Genomic DNA, 16,727 nt, shown 5'->3' on the forward strand with positions numbered 1-16,727 from the left:
TGGATTTCTCCACTGAGGAATGTGCTGCCCTGGTAACGCTCCGCGTACCCCAGAAGGTTGGAGCGATGCTCAGTCCCGCTCGGCGGCGTACGCGGCCAGCCAGGCGACCTGGGCCGGGTCCAGCGACGGGCGGACGCGGTCGCGGGCGGTAGCGACGTGCGCGGCGGTGACCGTGGCGGCGGCCAGCGACTCCCGCATCGCGGCGAGCGCCGCCTCCCGGATCACGGCGGCGCAGTCCGCGGCCGAGAAGCCGCCCAGGTCCGCGCCGAGGGCGGCCAGGTCGACGTCGGATGCCAGCGGCACGTTCCGGGACGCGGCCCGCAGGATCTCCGCGCGGGCCGCACCGTCCGGTGGTGGCACGTAGACGAGCCGCCCCAGCCGGCCGGGCCGCAGCAGCGCCGGGTCGACCAGGTCCGGCCGGTTCGTGGCGCCGACGACCACCACGTTGCGCAGCGCCTCCACCCCGTCCAGTTCGGTGAGCAGCGCCGCGACCACCCGATCCGTGGTGCCGCCGTCGGTGGCCTGCCCGCGTACCGGGGCCAACGCGTCGACCTCGTCCAGGAAGATCAGCGTCGGCGCGGCCTCCCGGGCCCGGCGGAACAGCTCGCGTACGGCGCGTTCGCTCTCGCCCACCCACTTGGAGAGCAGTTCCGCGCCCTTGACCGAGAGCACGTTCGCCCGGCCCGACCCGGCGAGCGCGGTGACCAGGTACGTCTTGCCGCAACCGGGCGGTCCGTAGAGCAGCACGCCGCGCGGTGGCTGCACGCCGAGGCGGGCGAAGGTGTCCGGGTAGGTCAACGGCCACAGCACCGACTCGGTCAACGTCTGCTTGACCTCGTCCAGTCCGCCGACGTCGTCAAGCGTCACCGACGCCAACTCCAACGTCGACGCGGCCATCGTCGTCGGCCGGACCACCTCCAGGGCGGCGGTGAAGTCGGCCATCGACACCGTGGGCGTCGACGCGGACTTCTGCCGCAGCGCCGCGCGTACCCCGGCCTCCCGGACCAGCGCGGCCAGGTCCGCCGCGACGAACCCGGGGGTACGGCCGGCCACCTCGTCCAGCCGCACGTCGTCGGCGAGCGGGACCTGCCGGGTCAGCACGGTGAGCTGTTCGCGGCGCAGGGGCGCGTCGGGCAGCGGCACGCTGATCCGCAGCGACAGCAGGTCCGGGGCGCGCAGCGCCACGTCGACGGCCTCCGGTCGGCTGGTGGTGCAGACCACGGCGACCCCCGCCCGGACGACCTCCGCGAGCACCTGCCGGAACACCGTGGCCAGCGGACCGGGCTCGTCCGCCGGGGCCACCGCCTCCACGTCGGTGATCAGCAGCACCGCGGGCCCGGCGGTACGGGCCGCCGTCGCGGCGGCGCGCAGCCGGTCGGCGGCGGCCTGGTCGGCCAGCGCGACCACCTCGGGCGCCCACAGCGGGTGTACGCGGGCACCCACCCGGGCCGCGACCGCCCGGACCAGCGCCGACTTCCCGGAGCCGGCCGGTCCGGAGAGCAGCACGCCCAGCGAGATGGTGGTGCCCAGCCGGCCCAGCACCTCCCGGTGGTGGAAGCCGAGGTCGAGGAGTTCGGTCAACTCGTCCGCCTGGGCGCGCAACCCCGGCAGCTCGTCCACGTCGGGCGCGTCCGTCTCGTCGACGGCGTCGACCGTCCCGGGCCGCCCGGCCGGTGGTGGCGCGCCGAGGGTGGCCGGACCGTGTTCCCAGGCGACCACCGTGTCCATGGTGACCAGCGACCCGGCGGACTCCTCGACGGTGACCACGGTGAGCAGGGTGCTCGTCCAGGCGAAGCCGACGCTGGTGGCGAGGCTGCGCCGGGCCGCCTCGACGAGACCGCGCGTCGACGCGTCCGGCAGCACGTCCTGCGGCAGCAGCGACACGTCGTCGCCGGCCGTGACCACCTTGCCGAGCAGGGCGAGCCGGAGCATCTCCGGGCTGACCGCCGCGATCACCTCCACCGGCCCGGCCAGGGTGACCCGGGCCGCCGGGGTCAGCGGCAGCGGCGAGACGCGCACCGACGCGCCGTCCCGTACGCCCAGGTTGCCGAGCGTGAGGTCGTCGGCGTAGAGCAGGGCGCTGCTCGCGCCCGCCCCGGCCGCCGCCACGATCCCGGCGGTCTCCCGGCGACCCGTCAGCCGCACCGGCGAGCCCGGTCGCAGACCCAGCGCGGTCAGCGCCTCCGGGTGCAGCCGCACGATGCCCCGTCGGGCGTCCAGCGCGGCCGGTCGAAGGCTCGCCGTCAGGGTCAGGTCGGGTGGGGCCACCGCCCGACCGTAGTACCCGTCAGCCGGTCACGCCGTTCAGCGCCGCGGATCCAACTCGTCCAGCAGCGACGGGTCGCTTCGGATCAACTCGGCCAGGCGGGCCGCCGGGTCCGGCGTCAACCCGTCCGGGCCGGACGCCCACGACGGGACCGTCCGCCCGGAGAGCGGCCAGGACGGCGGGGGTTCCACCGGGGCCGCCGGCGGCTCCGGGCCGACCGTCACGTCCGGGCCGTCCCAGGAGATCCGCAGCGGGTACGTCCGACCGTCGTGCTCCACCCGGACGGTCACCGCCAGCCCGGGGTACGCGCCGACGACCTGGCGTACCGCCTCGGTCACCTCCTCGACCGGCCCCCACCCGGCGTCGTCGGCGGGGTCGTGCCGTTCCGCGTGCCGGGCTGGCCCGGCGTTGCGGGCCGGCGCGGTGACGCCCGGCGCGGCGGTCGGGCCCGGTGGTGGCGTGGTGCCGTCACGGTCGTCGGCCCGCCGGCGCAGCGCCTCCTCGCGCCGGGCCAGCCGGGCCAGCGTCTCGTCCAGGTCGCCCCTCACCAGATCACCCCTTCCCGCCACGGCCGGAGCCGGTCGGCTCAGGCCTTCCTGTCCCGGGTGGCCCGGTCCAACGCGCGGTCCAGGACGACCAGCAGGGCGTCCCGCACGGAGAGTCGGTCCCGGGCGTCGAACTGCACCAGGGGTACATGGTCGCCGATGGCCAGCGCCCAGCGGATCTCGCCGAGTTCCAGGGCCAGTCGCCCGTCGAACGCGTTGACCCCCACCACGAACGGCAGACCGGCCCGCTCGAAGAAGTCGATCGCCGGGAAGCAGTCGTCCAGTCGGGCGCTGTCGACGACCACCAGCGCGCCGAGCGCGCCCCGGGCGAGGTCTTCCCACATGAAGCCGAAGCGGGACTGCCCCGGGGTGCCGAACAGGTAGAGCTTGAGGCTGCGGTCGATGGTCACACAACCGAAGTCCATCGCCACCGTGGTCGTGGTCTTGTTCGACCGTACGCCCGGGTCGTCCACGCCGATGCCGGCGCTGGTCATCTCGGCCTCGGTGGTCAGCGGCGCGATCTCGGAGATCGCGCCGACCGTGGTGGTCTTGCCCACCCCGAACCCACCGGCGACGAGGATCTTGACCGGTACGGGTGGCGCGGTCGACGGACGGCTGGTCGGTCCCGTGTCGGCCGGCGGCCGGTACGGAGGTGGCGGCCCGGTCGGCGGTGGCGCGCTGGCCCGTCCGGACGCCGGAGGAGTGCCCGGGGCCGCGCCGTAGCGGGCGGTGGCGCTGTTGCCGGCGAGACCCCCGATCGGGACGACCGGCCATTCAGGAGATCGCACGAAGTCCATCAATCACTCGCAGGATGAGGTCGGGGTCGTAGGCGTCGTTGGCGTCGGTGACGTGCACGTCCAGGTGCCCGGCGGCCCGCAGGTCGCCCACCAGCACCCGGGTCACGCCGAACTGCAGCCGGGCCCGGGCGGAGATCTCGGCTACCGAGATGGGTTCGGCGCAGAGCGCGATGATCGCCTGAAGCTCCGGCGCCAGCAGGCTGACCGGCGTGCCCGTCCAGCGGGCGACGTCGGAGCGGGTCACCTGCGTCTCGAGTCCGATCGCCGGATCGGCGCCGGCCACCCGCCCGGCGGTGAGCACGAACGGCCGCAGACCGGCCGGGCCACTGTCGTCCGGAGCCGGCCCCGGCGCCGGCTCCGGCGCCGCCGACGCGCCGCCCCCACCCGGGTGCGGCGTGCGCAGGTAGGGGCGGATCCGTGCCCCGGGCTCCGGGTCCGGATCCTCGCCGGCGACGTCGGGAGTCACTGCTGAACGGCGTTCTTCAGCTCGGCGATCAGGCGCGGGGTGAGCGCGCCGCCGGCCCGGCCGGCGAAGAGCGTCATCTCGTACGCGACGGTGCCCAGGTTCGCCGAGCGGTCGGCGACGACACCCAACACGGAACCGCTGCTGATAGCGCTGATCAACAGGTATCCGTCGGCCATGTCGACGATCACCCGGTTGAGGCCGCCGAGCGCGTACCAACTGGCCGCGCCCCCGGCGAGGCTGGTCATGCCGGAGACCACGGCGGCCAGACGCTCGGCGTTGGAGCGGTCCTTGATGGCCGACATGGCCATCAGCAGCCCGTCCGAGGAGACCGCGATCGCCTCCAACACCCCGGCGGTGCTGGAGGTGAAGGAGTCCAGCAGCCAGTTGAACGTGCGGGCCTCGGGGCTGAGGTCCCCGGCGGCGGCCGGCTGGGTCTGGTCGACGTTGTCGTGCAGGAAGGGGCTGGTCACCGTGATGATCCTTCTTCGTTCCGACGATCTGGGCTGACTTCGCGGAGAGCGCGGGCGACGCCCGCCTCGAAATCGGTGATGAGGCTGCGCACCTCGGCCGGGTCGCCGAGCTGCGGGCTGGCTGGTGGGTTGGGCGGTGAGACCGTCAGGTTCGCGCCGGGCACGCGCCGACTCAGCCGGGGACGGCCCCGGTTGGTGCCGCCGGTGTCCGCCACGGTCGGGCCGAAGCCGCCCGGGGTGGTGGGCAGGTCGACGGTAGCGCCGGAATCCGCCGCCGTGGGCCCCGCGCTGGTCGGCGGGTCGGTGACCGTCCGCATTGACCAGTTCCCGCCGGGACCATCGGCGGGCGGGGCGCTCGACTCGGCCCGGCGTACGCCGGACTGGAACGCCTCGACCAGCGCGCGGGCGGCGTCCGGGTCGGCGCTGGCGGCGTCGACCGGCCGGCTGGGTGCGGCGGCCGCGGAGAGGCTCGCGCCGGGCACCCGCTGCCGGATCCGGGGGCCGGCGGACGTTCCCGCCGTGGTGGCGCTCTGCGCGACGGCGGCGGGTTGCGGTGTCGTACGGGCGGTCGCGGCGGCGTCCGCCGACTCCCGAGCGCCGAAGGCGTCCCAGGACTCGCCGGACTCCAGGCTGCGGGTGGCCCGGCTGAGCAGGTCCGTGTCGAAGCCGGACGCTGGCCCAGCGGCGGCTGCGGCGACGGCCGGCGCGGCGGTGGCCGGCGCGGCAGCGGCCCCCCGGGCACGAGCGCCCCGGGCGGGGTCGAGAGCCAGCCGTCGTCCCCGGTCCGGTACGGCGGCCCGCGCGACCGTCGCCCCGGCCCGGTCGGCGCGGCGCAGCACCAGTGACGCCTGGGGAATCTCCACCTGGGCGGTCACGCCGCCGCCGACGGTGGCGGCGAGACGCACCTCCCAGCCGTGGCGGCGAGCCAGCCGGCCCACCACGAAGAGGCCGAGCACCTCGGTCGGCGCGAGGTCGAGACGTTCCCGCCGGGTGAGCCGGGCGTTCTCCTCGGCGAGCCGTTGCTCGCTCATGCCGATGCCGTGGTCCACCACGGTGATCCGGGCGCCCGGACCGGAGGTCTCGCCGGTCACCACGACCCGGGTGTGCGGCGGGGAGAAGACCGTCGCGTTCTCCATCAGCTCGGCCAGTGCCAGGACGAGGTCGCCGATGACGGCCGGCGCGGCGGCGACACCCGCCGGCACCTGCACGTCGACGCGGGTGTAGTCCTCGATCTCGCCGAGCGCCAACCGGACCACGTCGGCCAGCGGAACCGGCGCGGTGTGCGCGTCGGCGCCCGCCGAGCCGGAGAGCACCACGAGGCTGCCGGCGTTGCGGCGCAGCCGGCTGGAGATGTGGTCGAGCCGGTACAGGTGCTCCAACCGGCCCGCGTCGGCCTCCTGCTGCTCCAGCCGGTCGATCAGCGCGAGCTGCCGGCTCACCAGGTTCTGGGTACGCCGTCCGACGTGTCCGAACATCTGCGCCACGTTGCGCCGGCCGGCGATCTGCCGCTCGACCAACTGGGCGGCGGTGTTCTGCACCCGGTCGAACGCCCGGGCCAGGTCACCGATCTCGTCGCTGGAGGAGATGACCACCGGCTGCAACCGGACCGACTGGGCGCTCTCCGCCTCGTCGTCGGTGACCCGGACCAGCTCCGCCTCCGCGACCCGGGCGACCCGGTCGGCGGAGCGGGTGAGCTGGGTCAGCGGTCGGGCCACCGTACGCGCCACCGCCGCGCTGAGCAGCACCACCAGCGCCAGGATCAGCGCCGCCGCGCCGGCCACCAGGTAGGCGGCGGTGAGCGCGCGCCGCTGGTCGGCCTTCACCTCGGCGAGAACGTCGGCGACGATCTTCTTCTCGACGAACTGACCGAGCCGGATCATCGTGCGGACGGCGGGGAACAGCGCCTCCATCGGCACGTCGCGGACCGCCCCGGCCGGGTCCCGGGCGCTGGTGATCAGGAAGTCGGGGCTGGTACGCGCGGCCACGGCGGCGTCGTTGAGCTGGGCCACCTTGAGCTGCTCGGGCGTGATCAGGCTGCGGAAGCGCGCGTTGTCGACCTGGAGGGCCGCGATGCACGCCACGTAGCCGGCGGTGGTGTCCGGAGTGCCGATCGCCTTGACGAGGATGCTCAGCGTGGCGCAGGCGCCGATGCCCTCGTCGGCGCGGAGCAGCCCGTCCAGGGCGAGCACCTGGCGGCCGGGCAACGTCTCGGTGTCCACACTGAAGACCAGCCGGAGCGATCCGATCAACTCCCGGTTGACCGGGCCGAAGGCGTCCATCACCTGGCCGGGGTTCGCGCTCCGGGCCAGTACCGCCCTGCGCAGGTCGCCCAGCCGGGAAATCCCGTTGAGCGCGTGGTCGACCTGCTCGGTCAGCGCGTCTCCGCCGTCGGCCCGCAGGTCGGCCACCCGGTCGTCCACGTCGGCCGCCTTGCGGATCACCTCGGAGCGTTCGACCCGGCCGAGGAGGAAGCCGATCGACAGGATGCGCTCCTGCTGGAGGTCCTGGACGAGGCTGCCGACCCGGCTGGCGAGCCGTACCTGGTCGGTGATGTCGGCGGCGCGTTGGGCGGCGGCCACCCGGTCGAGCACCACGGGCACCGCGAGGCCGACCATGCTCAGCAGGGGAATTACCACGAGCAGCGCGAGCTTCCCGCGGATCCGGAGCCTAGCGAGCAGCATCGAACGGCCCCCACTGTTCGGCGACCGGCTCGTGGGCCGCGCCCACCGGTTGCAGCGGTCGGAGGTCGGTCGCGGCCGGTGGTTGCCAGGGGTCGCCGGGCGGCGGGGTGGCCGGGGTCGTGGCGTCCGGTGCGGCCCGCCGGCGTGTCCGCCGGTCGGCGGCGATCAGTAGTACGGCGAGCCAGATCAGCACCAGCGCGGCCACCCCGGCCGCCCCGGCGGCCAGCCACCGGTCCTGGGCCAACCCGTCGATCCGTTCGGTGAGCAGGGTGTCCAGCTCGCCGAGGATGACGGGCTGAAGTTGCCGGGCGGCGTTGCGCGAGTTGAGCGCGGTGGCGGCCAGTTGGCCCTGGTCCACGGTTCCGGAGGCGCTGGGCGTCGAGTACAGGGCCATCGCCTCCACCGACCGCTGGTAGGCGTCGAGCGGGGTCAGCACGTTGGCGCCCAGGTCGGTGCTCTCCGAGTTGTCCACGGCGGAGCGCAGGTTGTCGACCGCGTCGGTCGCGGGCGCCAGGGCGGCCACCCGCAGGCCGGTCATCTCCATCAGGCTCCGGGGTCGTTCGGCGGCCGGTCGTCGAGCGGCGAGCACACCCAGGTCGGCGAGCCGGCCGGCGCCCACCACCGCCTCGGGCAGCTTCTGGCCGGCGCTGTCCTGCAGGAAGAAGGAGTCGGCGCCCGGGTCACGGCCCAGCCCCGAGCTCTCCCGGACCTTGCGGTGCAGGGCGAGCAGCAGGTCGGTGACCTCGCCGTACGCGGTGTAGGCAGCGTCCGGGTCGGCGGGGCTGCGGTCGCGCAGCGCCTCCAGTTTGGCGCGTAGCCCGGCCCACCGTTCCTGCGTGCGCAGTTCTCCGCCGATGCGGGCGTCCACCGCGGCGGCCTGCTCGACGGCACGGGTCAGGGGCTCGCCGGGGACGGGACGGCCGGCGACGGCGGTGGTCTGGGCCTCCACCAGTGTCTCGGTGACCGGGGCCAGCGCGCGGAGGTACTCCACGCCGAGTCGTTCCCGGTCGGCCAGGCTCCGATCGTCGCCGGTGTGTCGCCAGGTGGACGTGAAGAGCGTGCCGACCGGCGCGAGCAGCGCGACGATGAGCAGCAACGGCAGCGAACGGCCGAGCATGGACGTTCGTCGACGGGCCCGCGGCGCGGGGACTGTCATGGGGTGTCTCCTCCGGCGTCGGGCGGGGGATCGGCGCGGTGTCGGGTCGCTCGGGTGAGCGTGTGGTGGGCTGGCTCGGCACGCCGACAAGTCCCGTCCACCGGACCGGAAAACTAATCGAACCCCAGGCGAGCTGGCCGGTTGCGACGAGTCAGGTTTGCGTCAGTTCGAGCGATGTCACCGTTCGTCAGGGTTCCGGGCACGCTCTGTCCGGTTCGTTGGTGTGACATGAAGGCATCGAGGGTGATATCCGCGAAAGATCGGAATTCACAGGATCCGAAGTCAACTCACTGGCCCGCCACGCCTGATGCTCGGTCGCACCAGACCGGTTCACCGATCGGGGCAACCGGACGGACGTACGGCGGATCTCAGCCAATGCTCAGGCTGCGCGCCGTACCGTGTGCCGCATGAGATCGCCGTCGCCGGCCGCGTGGTTCCGGCGTGCCCTGCCCACCCGCCGCCGCACGATCGCCGCAGCAGCGGTCGTCGTGCTGCTGGCTGCCGCCGTGACCTGGGCGGTGTGGCCGCAGGGATCGGACGTCCGCACGCAGAGCGCGATGCTCACCGTCCGCTCCGGACCGTCCGGCGACGCCCCCGTGGACCTGGACACCACCCTGTACCTCCCGTCCGGCGCGTCGTCCGGCCGGAAGGTCCCCGCGGTCCTGCTGGCGCACGGCTTCGGCGGCACGAAGGAGTCGGTGCGCTCGGACGCCGAAGAGTTCGCCGGACGCGGCTACGCGGTGCTCACCTGGACCGCGCGGGGCTTCGGCCGCAGCGGCGGCGAGATCCACCTGGACAACCCGGACTACGAGGTGCGCGACGCCCAGCGGCTGCTGGACTGGCTGGCCGCCCGGCCCGAGGTGCGGACCGACGCCCCCGGCGACCCGAAGGTCGGCGTGGTCGGCGGCTCGTACGGCGGCGGCCTGGCGCTGCTGCTGGCCGCCCAGGACCGCCGGGTGGACGCGATCGTCCCCATGATCACCTGGAACGACCTGTCCCGCGCCTTCCTGCCGGAGAGCACCGGCGGGGCGCCGACCGAGGGCGTGTTCAAGAAGGGCTGGGCCGGCCTCTTCTTCGGCGGCGGCGGCAACGTGGGCAGCGGCCCGGCCGGGCTCGCCGGTACGACCGCCGCCCAGCCCGAAGGAGCGCCGGCGTCCGCCGGTCCACCGAGCCCGGGGCCGGGCGCGGGTCCCGGAACCGCGTCCGGTGGCCTACCGGCCGGTGCCGCCGACCCGTCCTGCGGGCGGTTCGCGGCCGACGTGTGCGCCGCGTACCTGCGGATCGCCACCGCGGGCCGGGCCGACCAGGCGGCCGTCGACCTGCTGCGCCGGTCCAGCCCGGCCGGTGTGCTGGACCGGATCAAGGCGCCTACCCTGCTGGTGCAGGGCGAGGCGGACACGCTCTTTCCGCTCGGCGAGGCGGACGCGAACGCCCGGGGGATCGCCGCCGCCGGCACCCCGGTGCGGGTCGCCTGGTTCACCGGCGGGCACGACGGCGGCAGTGGACCGCGCTCGGACTCCGACCGGGTGAAGTTCCTGACCGTCCAGTGGCTCGACCACTACGTCAAGGGCGACGGCGACGCGCCCGGCGACGACTTCACCTGGTCCCGGATCGCCGGGTTCGACGCGCTCGACCGGGGTCTGGTCGCCACCGGCTTCCGCCGCGCCGACTACCCCGGCCTGGCCGGCAACGCCCGCCGGGAGGTGGCGGTCGCCGGTCCGGCGCAGCCGATCGCGAACCCGCCGAACGGCAACCCGGCCGCCATCTCCTCGATTCCGTTCGCTGGCGGCCTCGCCTCGCTGCTCGACGGGGTGGCCGGCGACGTGCCCGGCCAGCACGCGCGTTTCGAGTCGACGCCGCTCACCGAGGCGGTCGACGTGGCCGGCGCGCCCACCGTGACCGTGCGGGCCGCCTCGCCCACCGGCGAAGCGGTGCTCTTCGTCAAGCTCTACGACGTCGACAAGGACGGCGCGGCGACCCTGCCGAACGGCCTGGTCGCGCCGATCCGCCTCACCGGCCTGCCGCAGCGGGTGCAGGACGCCCGCCCGGTCACCGTGACGCTGCCCGGGATCGTCCGCCGGATCGAGGCGGGGCACCGGCTGCGCCTGGTGGTCGCCAGCTCCGACCAGGCGTACACCACCCCCGCCGCGCCCACCGTCTACACGGTTGCCGCGGACGGCGCGGTCAGCCTGCCCACGGTCGACGGCGAGCCGATCCCCACCGCGGCGACCGTCTGGCGCTGGGTGCTCGCCGGCCTGCTCGCCGCCATCGTGATCGGGCTCGTCGTGGTCGTCGCCGTCGTCCGCCGCCGGCATCGCCGCCAGGACCGCTCGGTGCATCCGGAGTACGCGGACACGCCGCTGGCCGTGCGCGCGCTGCGCAAGGAGTACGCGGACGGGTTCGTGGCGGTGTCGAACGTGGACTTCGAGGTGCACCCGGGTCAGGTGGTGGGCCTGCTGGGGCCCAACGGCGCGGGCAAGACCACCACCCTGCGGGTGCTGATGGGGCTGACCCAGCCGACCGCCGGGGAGATCTACGTGTTCGGTCGTCGGCTGGTGCCCGGCTCGCCGGTGCTGTCCCGCATCGGGGCGCTGGTGGAGGGGCCGGGATTCCTGCCGCACCTCTCCGGCCTGGCGAACCTGCGGGCGTACTGGCGGGCCACCGGGCGACCGGCCGAGGACGCGCACTTCGACGAGGCGTTGGAGATCGCCGGGCTGGGCGACTCGGTGCACCGGAAGATCAAGAACTACAGCCACGGCATGCGCCAGCGGCTCGCCATCGCCCAGGCCATGCTGGGCCTACCGGAGCTGTTGGTGCTGGACGAGCCGACCGACGGGCTCGACCCGCCGCAGATCGCCGAGATGCGCCGGGTCCTGCAGCGGTACGCCACCGACGGGCGGGCGGTGCTGGTCTCCAGTCACCTGCTGGCCGAGGTGGAGCAGACCTGCACGCACGCGGTGGTGGTCAACAAGGGCCGGATCGTGGCCTCCGGGCCGGTCCAGGAGATCGTGGGCGAGTCGCCGAGCGTGCTGTTCGACGTCACCGATCCGGAGGCGGCGCGGGCCGTGCTGGACCGGCTGCACGGCGTACGGGTGTTGCCGGAGAGCGACGGGCAGTTGGTGGTGGACACCAACGGCACGGCCCGCAGCGAGGTGGTGGCCGAGCTGGTGCGCGCCGGCATCGGGGTGGACCGGGTGGTGCCCCGGCGACGCCTGGAAGACGCGTTCCTCGCCCTGGTGGGCGAGAACTCTCGGGGAAGCGGTGACCGGTGATGGCTGTTGTCGACGCGGGTGAGGCCCGGGGCTACCGGCCGTCGGCCACCCTGCCCTTCGCGGCGGAGTTCCGCCGGCAGGCGTCCCGGCGGCGGACCCAGCTTGCGCTCGGGTTCATGGTGCTGCTGCCGCTGATCATCCTGATCGCCTTCCAGTTCAACTCCGGCGGCGACGACGACAACGGCAACAACGAGTTCGCCAGCCTCGTCGACCTGGCCACCTCCGGCGGGCTCAACTTCACCCTCTTCTCGATCTTCGTGTCGGCGTCGTTCCTGCTGGTGGTGGTCGTCGCGCTGTTCTGCGGCGACACGGTGGCCAGCGAGGCGAGCTGGGGGAGCCTGCGCTACCTGCTGGCGATCCCGGTACCCCGGGCCCGGCTGCTGACGGTGAAGCTGGTGGTCGCGCTCGCGTACTCGGGTCTGGCCCTGGTGTTGTTGGCCGGCACCGCCCTGCTCGCGGGGACCCTGCGCTACGGCTGGTCGCCGCTGCGCAGCACAGTGGCCGCCGAGCTGGAGCCGGGGGAGGGGCTGCTCCGGTTGCTGGCCGTACTCGGCTACCTGGCGGTCGTACTCCTGGTGGTGGCCGGCCTGGCGTTCCTGCTGTCGGTGACGACGGACGCCGCGCTGGGCGCGGTCGGCGGAGCGGTCCTGCTGTGGATCCTGTCCAGCATCCTGGACCAGATCACCGCCCTGGGCGGGCTGCGGGACTTTCTGCCCACCCACTTCAGCACCGCCTGGCTGGGGTTGCTCTCCACACCGGTGCAGACCGACGACGTGGTACGCGGCACCATCTCGGCGATCAGCTACGCGACGCTGTTCTGGGGGTTGGCGTTCTGGCGCTTCACCCGCAAGGACATCACGTCGTAGGCGTCCGCCAGGCGCTGACGCCGATCCGCCCGGTGTTGCCCACGTCGACCGGGCCGTCCGGGTCGACCTCCTCGGCCGGCTGACCGGCGGCGGGCGCCACCGTCAGGTACGCCCCGTCGGTGGCGACCACCGTCGAGTCGGTGACCAGGTTGCGCCAGAGGACGCTGGCGATGGCCCGTTCGCCGGGTGCCAGGGTGATCTCGCGGGGTGGCTGGTCGTAGCCGGACGTGATGTCCTTCGCCCCGTTCTGCACCGCCAGGATGATCGGCTTGCGCTGCTCGTCGAGGACCCACACCGTCGGGTACCCGTTGAGCCGGTACGGGCGGTCACCGCAGTTGACCAGCTCCAGGCCGAGGGCGCGCAGCCCCATCGCGGCGTCCCCGCCGGTCGAGCGGATCCGGACACCGGATGCCGGGCACTCGGCCACCGGGGCGACACTCGCCGACGGGGTCGGACTCGTCGTGGAGGTGGCCTTGGGCGGGGGACCGGTGGGGTCGCCGCCCTGCCCGGCGTGATCGCGCGGCACGCAGGCGCTGAGCGTGACCAGCAGAGCGGCCCCCGCGCCGATTCGTCGCCCCCAGGCGTTGCGGAAGATCATCTCCTGATCCTCGCGCACCGACGCCCCCGGCCGCTGCCCGGGCGGTCGTCGTTCGCGCTAGATCGCCGCTGTGGGCCTGCCGATGCCAAGATCCGCGCAACTTCCCTGTTGTTGCTGCTTGCGGCGCGCGGGAGGCAGCAACAACCCTGATGTTGTGCGGATCTTCGGGCGCTGAGGGGGTTGGGGTGTGGTTACCCGGTAGCCGATGCCACGTCGTCGTCCGGCTCGCATAGCCTGTCGGGGTGGTCGGTGGGCAGGGCGCAGCGGGCACCGCCGGGCAGTCGGTGGTCGCACCAGACGCGGGTACGCACGAACTGGCGGTCCTCCTCGCTCAACGTCGTCTCACCGAAGTCGATCGCGGTGACGTGCCCGAGCGAGTCACGCAGCGCCTCGGCCAGCGCCCGCGCGCCGTCGACGCTGGTCAGGGTGGTGGGTAGGTGAACGATCCAGCGTGGCGGTACCTCGTACTCCGTCATGGTTCTTCCCTTGGTTCGGGCAGCGCCGGTCCTGGGTCCGGCGTCAGGTGGTCGCTCCGGACAACCCTTCGGTGTACGACGTGAGCGCCTCCACGGCCGCTGTAAGGCTCTCGGCCATCAGGTCGAGCTGTTCGGCGGCCCGGGACCACTGCCCGCTCGCCGCCTCGGCGGCCAGGTCGGGCTGGCCGGCTTCGGCGAGTTGCTGCCGAGCCGTGGTGATCCGCGCCGGAAGCTGACCGACCCGCGCGGCGGCGGCACCAAACTGGTCGCGGGCGGTGTCCAACACCTCGACCAGGTCGCCGATGCTGGGCTGGCCGGCTGCGGTGCGTAGCCGGCTCGCACCGTCGCTGAGCTGCCGTTCCGCGTCAGCGGCCAGGTCGAGCGCATCGTCCCCGCGACGCCGCGCGTGCCGGATCGCCGGGTGGGCACAGCCGGCGCTGGTCCGCTCCAACAGGACGGTCGCAGCGGCTACCGCGAGGTACGTCTCGCGCAGCTCGCCGGCCACCTGCTCGACTTCCCAGGCGGCGCTCGCCTCGGTCACGGTCACGGGGGCCTCCTCTCGCATTGATCGGTGCCGGAGCAGCGCGACAACCAGCTCGGATGGGGGACATCCAAGCCGCCCTGTGCGCTGCCCCGGCCTGGGTCCGGGCGTACACCCGGAGGGACGAAGCTCCTGCTGCCGAGCGAGGAGGTCCGTGGTTCTGAGAGTAGGTGTCTAAGTTATCTAAGTCAACATCGAAGTTGTAGGTAACTAAGTTGGCGTGTTGCAATGGTTGGGCCGAGCGAGGAGTGCTACCTGATGCCCAACCGCATTGCCGACTACATCCGTGTCGTGGACGCCATCACCGTGCAGATCAACGCGGGCGAGCTCGCGCCTGGTGACAAGCTGCCCACCTATGCGCAACTGGCCGAGCAGTACAAGATCAGTGTCACGACGGCCCAGCAGGCGCTGCGGATTCTCCGGGAGCGCGGCTTGGTGGAGGGGCACCAGGGCAAGGGCACCTACGTCGCCGAGAAGCCCGAGCTGGCGTAGATCAGATCGAGCGTAGATAACCCCGAAGGCTGTCCTTCGACAGGCGCAGCATGGTGCATGCGTCCTGAACCGACCGGCGCGCGCCAGTCAGTTGGCCGCCGACCTGTTGCAAGACTGCCGGGCTCGCCCCCGCGAGCACTGTCATCAGCCAAGCGCTGTTGTTGCTGATCCGATCCATCGTGCCCAGCAGCGCCTGATGGGTTCTCTCTATCGACGTGATGACCTGGTCGATCTCTGCGGCGACGCCGCCAACACTGATAGAGCGGTTCCCTCCGGGACTGTGGGGTCGACGGCCACCGCGGCGTTCTCGCACCGTGTCGAACGCAGCCGTCACCATCGCTTTCGCGGCAGCCCCAGAAGCGGCACCAAGCACGAGCCCGGATCCAGCCAGAACGGTGGGCGGGACTGACACGCCCTGCTTCGCGATCGCAGTGGCGGCTGCGAGTCCGAGGACTGCCCCGCCCCACTCGCTCAGCTTCTCAACGAGTTTGCCGATGCCTTCCTTCGGTGCCTCGTATCGAAGGGCGCGAAGGTAGCCGTCCTGCTTCCTCGAACCATTGCGATAGCCCCGCCGTCGATAGCTCATAGCACCGCGACTGGGTCCAGGAACGCACATTGCGTGGCGATCATCATCGGCATGTTGAGCGCTACTTCCCGGGCGACGCCTTCTGCGGTCAGCCCGATCGGCTCCTCGCTCCCCTCCAACTCCTCCTCGTCCGCCCGCGCAAAGTACGCGCACGCCTCCCACAAGTTCGGGTGAACGAACGAGAACGCCCACATCACGTACGCATCGTTCTGCACGGCAACAAGTGCCCGATTGTGGTGGCCCATTCGGTGGTAGTGCGGCTCCTCGGGCGTTGTGCCCATGCCCTCGGCGGTCGGGAAGAGGCGGTAGCGTCGAAACAAATCCTCCAGCGGGCCCTCCGGGTCGAACTCCAGTAACAGGCCACGGTCGATCAGCGATCCGACCAGACTCTCGGCCCGTGGCTGCGGGATTGGTGCATTGAGCAGCGAGTTCACGAGCTGGGCACGATCGACACGCAGCTTCGAGTGGCCCTCAACATCGAGGAAGGCGGCACCGTAGACACCGACCTCATCCTCGGTCAACTCAAGCATGTCGCCGCCGAGGTGCACCTCCCACGACTCGGGTGTTGGGTCGGCTGGCCGCACGTACCTGTGTTGCGGCCCGAGGCTGAAGCCCACTGGGATGATGACGCGAGGCATGGGTCGTCCCTTCGGTGCGGGGGTCCGCTGACCCTATCGAAAACCGCACTCTGGGTCAGCCCTGCGAGGACGGGTAGTGACGGTGAGGGACGCGCTGTGGTCGCCGGTCAGCCGCGCAATGCGGGTTGTGGAGGCGGAACGACTTTGTCGAGTTGCCGCTCAAGGCTGAACGGGTCGTCGAAGAACTCCACATCGCTGACCGTCTGCAACTCGGCGACGATGGCCGCTGGCCAGTCCCGCCTTGAGCCGGCGAGGGCGGCGATCCTGCTCTCCTTGGCAATCGTCGACAGGCCGAAGACGTGGTAGCAGTGCTCGGCGGCCTGGTCGGGGTCCCGCAGACTGAGCGCCTGCACGTAGGCTGCCGTGCCATCGTTGGCTACCCGGACGGTCACCTGGCGGCTGCGCCCAGATCCGAGTGGGATCGGAGCATCACGCTGAAGCTTGCGGGTGCGGCCCGCCCAGTGCGAGACCCGATCGGTGACCCGGTCGACGAAGCGTGTGCCGGCCTGGCGAGGAGCGAGCCACCGCAGTTGATCGGCACGAAGCGATGCCTGCGCTACGTTGAGGATGAGCTGGCCTACGTCGTCGGCAGCCCCGAAGGTGGCCAATTCACCTGGTACAGCGTTGACGCCGTTCAAGCCGCTGCCGCGGGTGATCTCCGCGAATGCCTCGGCCGCGCGGCCGGCGGAGATGTTCACCCCGGCCATTGCCAGCATGGTGGCCGCAGTGGCTCGGTCGCTCACCCGGAAACCGGTGCCCATCGGCTCGACCAGGACCCGCACGCCATCGCCGTCACCGTAGGACAGGGGCAGGTCGACCAGCAGTCCATCGCCGTAGGGGTGGGCGACTGTGTTGTCGTTGGTGGCTCGCAGCACCG

Annotated in this window: 16 protein-coding genes; 3 read left to right on the forward strand and 13 right to left on the reverse strand. The window is 72.8% G+C overall.

Annotated elements, in window-relative coordinates:
- Positions 1 to 69: 69 nt before the first annotated feature.
- The 7 genes from AB0J36_RS03585 to AB0J36_RS03615 are packed head-to-tail and all read right to left on the reverse strand — an operon-like array spanning position 70 to position 8,381.
- Positions 70 to 2,268 (reverse strand): AAA family ATPase, encoded by a 2,199-nt coding sequence (locus tag AB0J36_RS03585; protein ID WP_357392330.1) that lies wholly within the window; start codon positions 2,266 to 2,268, stop codon positions 70 to 72.
- A gap of 36 nt (positions 2,269 to 2,304) precedes the next feature.
- Positions 2,305 to 2,814, reverse strand: coding sequence for a hypothetical protein (locus AB0J36_RS03590; protein WP_357128864.1), 510 nt, complete (start codon positions 2,812 to 2,814; stop codon positions 2,305 to 2,307).
- A gap of 38 nt (positions 2,815 to 2,852) precedes the next feature.
- Positions 2,853 to 3,608: an ATP/GTP-binding protein gene (locus AB0J36_RS03595; protein WP_357392331.1), complete on the reverse strand. Its 756-nt coding sequence runs from the start codon at positions 3,606 to 3,608 to the stop codon at positions 2,853 to 2,855.
- Entirely contained in the window at positions 3,586 to 4,074 is a 489-nt protein-coding gene (locus AB0J36_RS03600; RefSeq protein ID WP_357128870.1) for a DUF742 domain-containing protein, read from the reverse strand. Before AB0J36_RS03600 ends, AB0J36_RS03595 begins: the two co-directional genes overlap by 23 nt.
- Positions 4,071 to 4,544, reverse strand: coding sequence for a roadblock/LC7 domain-containing protein (locus AB0J36_RS03605; RefSeq protein WP_355050923.1), 474 nt, complete (start codon positions 4,542 to 4,544; stop codon positions 4,071 to 4,073). Before AB0J36_RS03605 ends, AB0J36_RS03600 begins: the two co-directional genes overlap by 4 nt.
- A complete protein-coding gene (locus AB0J36_RS03610) occupies positions 4,541 to 7,225 on the reverse strand; it encodes a sensor histidine kinase (RefSeq protein ID WP_357392332.1) in 2,685 nt (894 codons plus the stop codon). Before AB0J36_RS03610 ends, AB0J36_RS03605 begins: the two co-directional genes overlap by 4 nt.
- A complete protein-coding gene (locus AB0J36_RS03615; RefSeq protein ID WP_357392333.1) occupies positions 7,212 to 8,381 on the reverse strand; it encodes a hypothetical protein in 1,170 nt (389 codons plus the stop codon). The genes AB0J36_RS03610 and AB0J36_RS03615 overlap by 14 nt, the downstream gene beginning before the upstream one ends.
- 407 nt (positions 8,382 to 8,788) lie before the next feature.
- Between AB0J36_RS03615 and AB0J36_RS03620 the strand changes: the two genes are divergently transcribed.
- A complete protein-coding gene (locus AB0J36_RS03620; protein WP_357128879.1) occupies positions 8,789 to 11,653 on the forward strand; it encodes an alpha/beta fold hydrolase in 2,865 nt (954 codons plus the stop codon).
- Entirely contained in the window at positions 11,653 to 12,519 is an 867-nt protein-coding gene (locus AB0J36_RS03625) for an ABC transporter permease subunit (protein WP_355050919.1), read from the forward strand. The genes AB0J36_RS03620 and AB0J36_RS03625 overlap by 1 nt, the downstream gene beginning before the upstream one ends.
- Here the strand turns inward: AB0J36_RS03625 and AB0J36_RS03630 are convergent.
- From AB0J36_RS03630 to AB0J36_RS03640, 3 genes are all read right to left on the reverse strand, one after another.
- A complete protein-coding gene (locus tag AB0J36_RS03630) occupies positions 12,509 to 13,117 on the reverse strand; it encodes a DUF4232 domain-containing protein (RefSeq protein ID WP_363660081.1) in 609 nt (202 codons plus the stop codon). The genes AB0J36_RS03625 and AB0J36_RS03630 overlap by 11 nt on opposite strands.
- A gap of 191 nt (positions 13,118 to 13,308) precedes the next feature.
- Positions 13,309 to 13,593 (reverse strand): hypothetical protein, encoded by a 285-nt coding sequence (locus AB0J36_RS03635; RefSeq protein WP_357128888.1) that lies wholly within the window; start codon positions 13,591 to 13,593, stop codon positions 13,309 to 13,311.
- 43 nt (positions 13,594 to 13,636) lie between these two features.
- Positions 13,637 to 14,140: a hypothetical protein gene (locus tag AB0J36_RS03640; protein WP_357128891.1), complete on the reverse strand. Its 504-nt coding sequence runs from the start codon at positions 14,138 to 14,140 to the stop codon at positions 13,637 to 13,639.
- Positions 14,141 to 14,392: 252 nt separating this feature from the next.
- On the opposite strand from AB0J36_RS03640, the gene AB0J36_RS03645 reads away from it, so the two are divergent.
- A complete protein-coding gene (locus AB0J36_RS03645; RefSeq protein ID WP_363660082.1) occupies positions 14,393 to 14,626 on the forward strand; it encodes a winged helix-turn-helix domain-containing protein in 234 nt (77 codons plus the stop codon).
- Between the two features lies 1 nt (position 14,627).
- On the opposite strand, the gene AB0J36_RS03650 is transcribed toward AB0J36_RS03645, so the two are convergent.
- The 3 genes from AB0J36_RS03650 to AB0J36_RS03660 form a co-directional block, all read right to left on the reverse strand.
- On the reverse strand, positions 14,628 to 15,212 hold the full coding sequence (locus tag AB0J36_RS03650) for a hypothetical protein (protein WP_363660083.1): 585 nt from the start codon (positions 15,210 to 15,212) through the stop codon (positions 14,628 to 14,630).
- Positions 15,209 to 15,850 (reverse strand): hypothetical protein, encoded by a 642-nt coding sequence (locus AB0J36_RS03655; RefSeq protein ID WP_363660084.1) that lies wholly within the window; start codon positions 15,848 to 15,850, stop codon positions 15,209 to 15,211. The genes AB0J36_RS03650 and AB0J36_RS03655 overlap by 4 nt, the downstream gene beginning before the upstream one ends.
- A 107-nt stretch (positions 15,851 to 15,957) precedes the next feature.
- A complete protein-coding gene (locus tag AB0J36_RS03660) occupies positions 15,958 to 16,725 on the reverse strand; it encodes a hypothetical protein (RefSeq protein ID WP_363660085.1) in 768 nt (255 codons plus the stop codon).
- Positions 16,726 to 16,727 lie beyond the last annotated feature (2 nt).

Source organism: Micromonospora sp. NPDC049662, from assembly GCF_040675055.1.
Lineage (GTDB): Bacteria > Actinomycetota > Actinomycetes > Mycobacteriales > Micromonosporaceae > Micromonospora.

Excerpts from the sequence above, each read along its gene's own strand:
- AB0J36_RS03595 (WP_357392331.1), bottom strand. The coding sequence starts at position 3,608 with ATGGACTTCGTGCGATCTCCTGAATGGCCGGTCGTCCCGATCGGGGGT.
- AB0J36_RS03610 (WP_357392332.1), bottom strand. The coding sequence starts at position 7,225 with ATGCTGCTCGCTAGGCTCCGGATCCGCGGGAAGCTCGCGCTGCTCGTG.
- AB0J36_RS03615 (WP_357392333.1), bottom strand. The coding sequence starts at position 8,381 with ATGACAGTCCCCGCGCCGCGGGCCCGTCGACGAACGTCCATGCTCGGC.
- AB0J36_RS03620 (WP_357128879.1), top strand. The coding sequence starts at position 8,789 with ATGAGATCGCCGTCGCCGGCCGCGTGGTTCCGGCGTGCCCTGCCCACC.
- AB0J36_RS03625 (WP_355050919.1), top strand. The coding sequence starts at position 11,653 with ATGGCTGTTGTCGACGCGGGTGAGGCCCGGGGCTACCGGCCGTCGGCC.
- AB0J36_RS03630 (WP_363660081.1), bottom strand. The coding sequence starts at position 13,117 with ATGATCTTCCGCAACGCCTGGGGGCGACGAATCGGCGCGGGGGCCGCT.
- AB0J36_RS03635 (WP_357128888.1), bottom strand. The coding sequence starts at position 13,593 with ATGACGGAGTACGAGGTACCGCCACGCTGGATCGTTCACCTACCCACC.
- AB0J36_RS03645 (WP_363660082.1), top strand. The coding sequence starts at position 14,393 with ATGCCCAACCGCATTGCCGACTACATCCGTGTCGTGGACGCCATCACC.
- AB0J36_RS03650 (WP_363660083.1), bottom strand. The coding sequence starts at position 15,212 with ATGAGCTATCGACGGCGGGGCTATCGCAATGGTTCGAGGAAGCAGGAC.
- AB0J36_RS03655 (WP_363660084.1), bottom strand. The coding sequence starts at position 15,850 with ATGCCTCGCGTCATCATCCCAGTGGGCTTCAGCCTCGGGCCGCAACAC.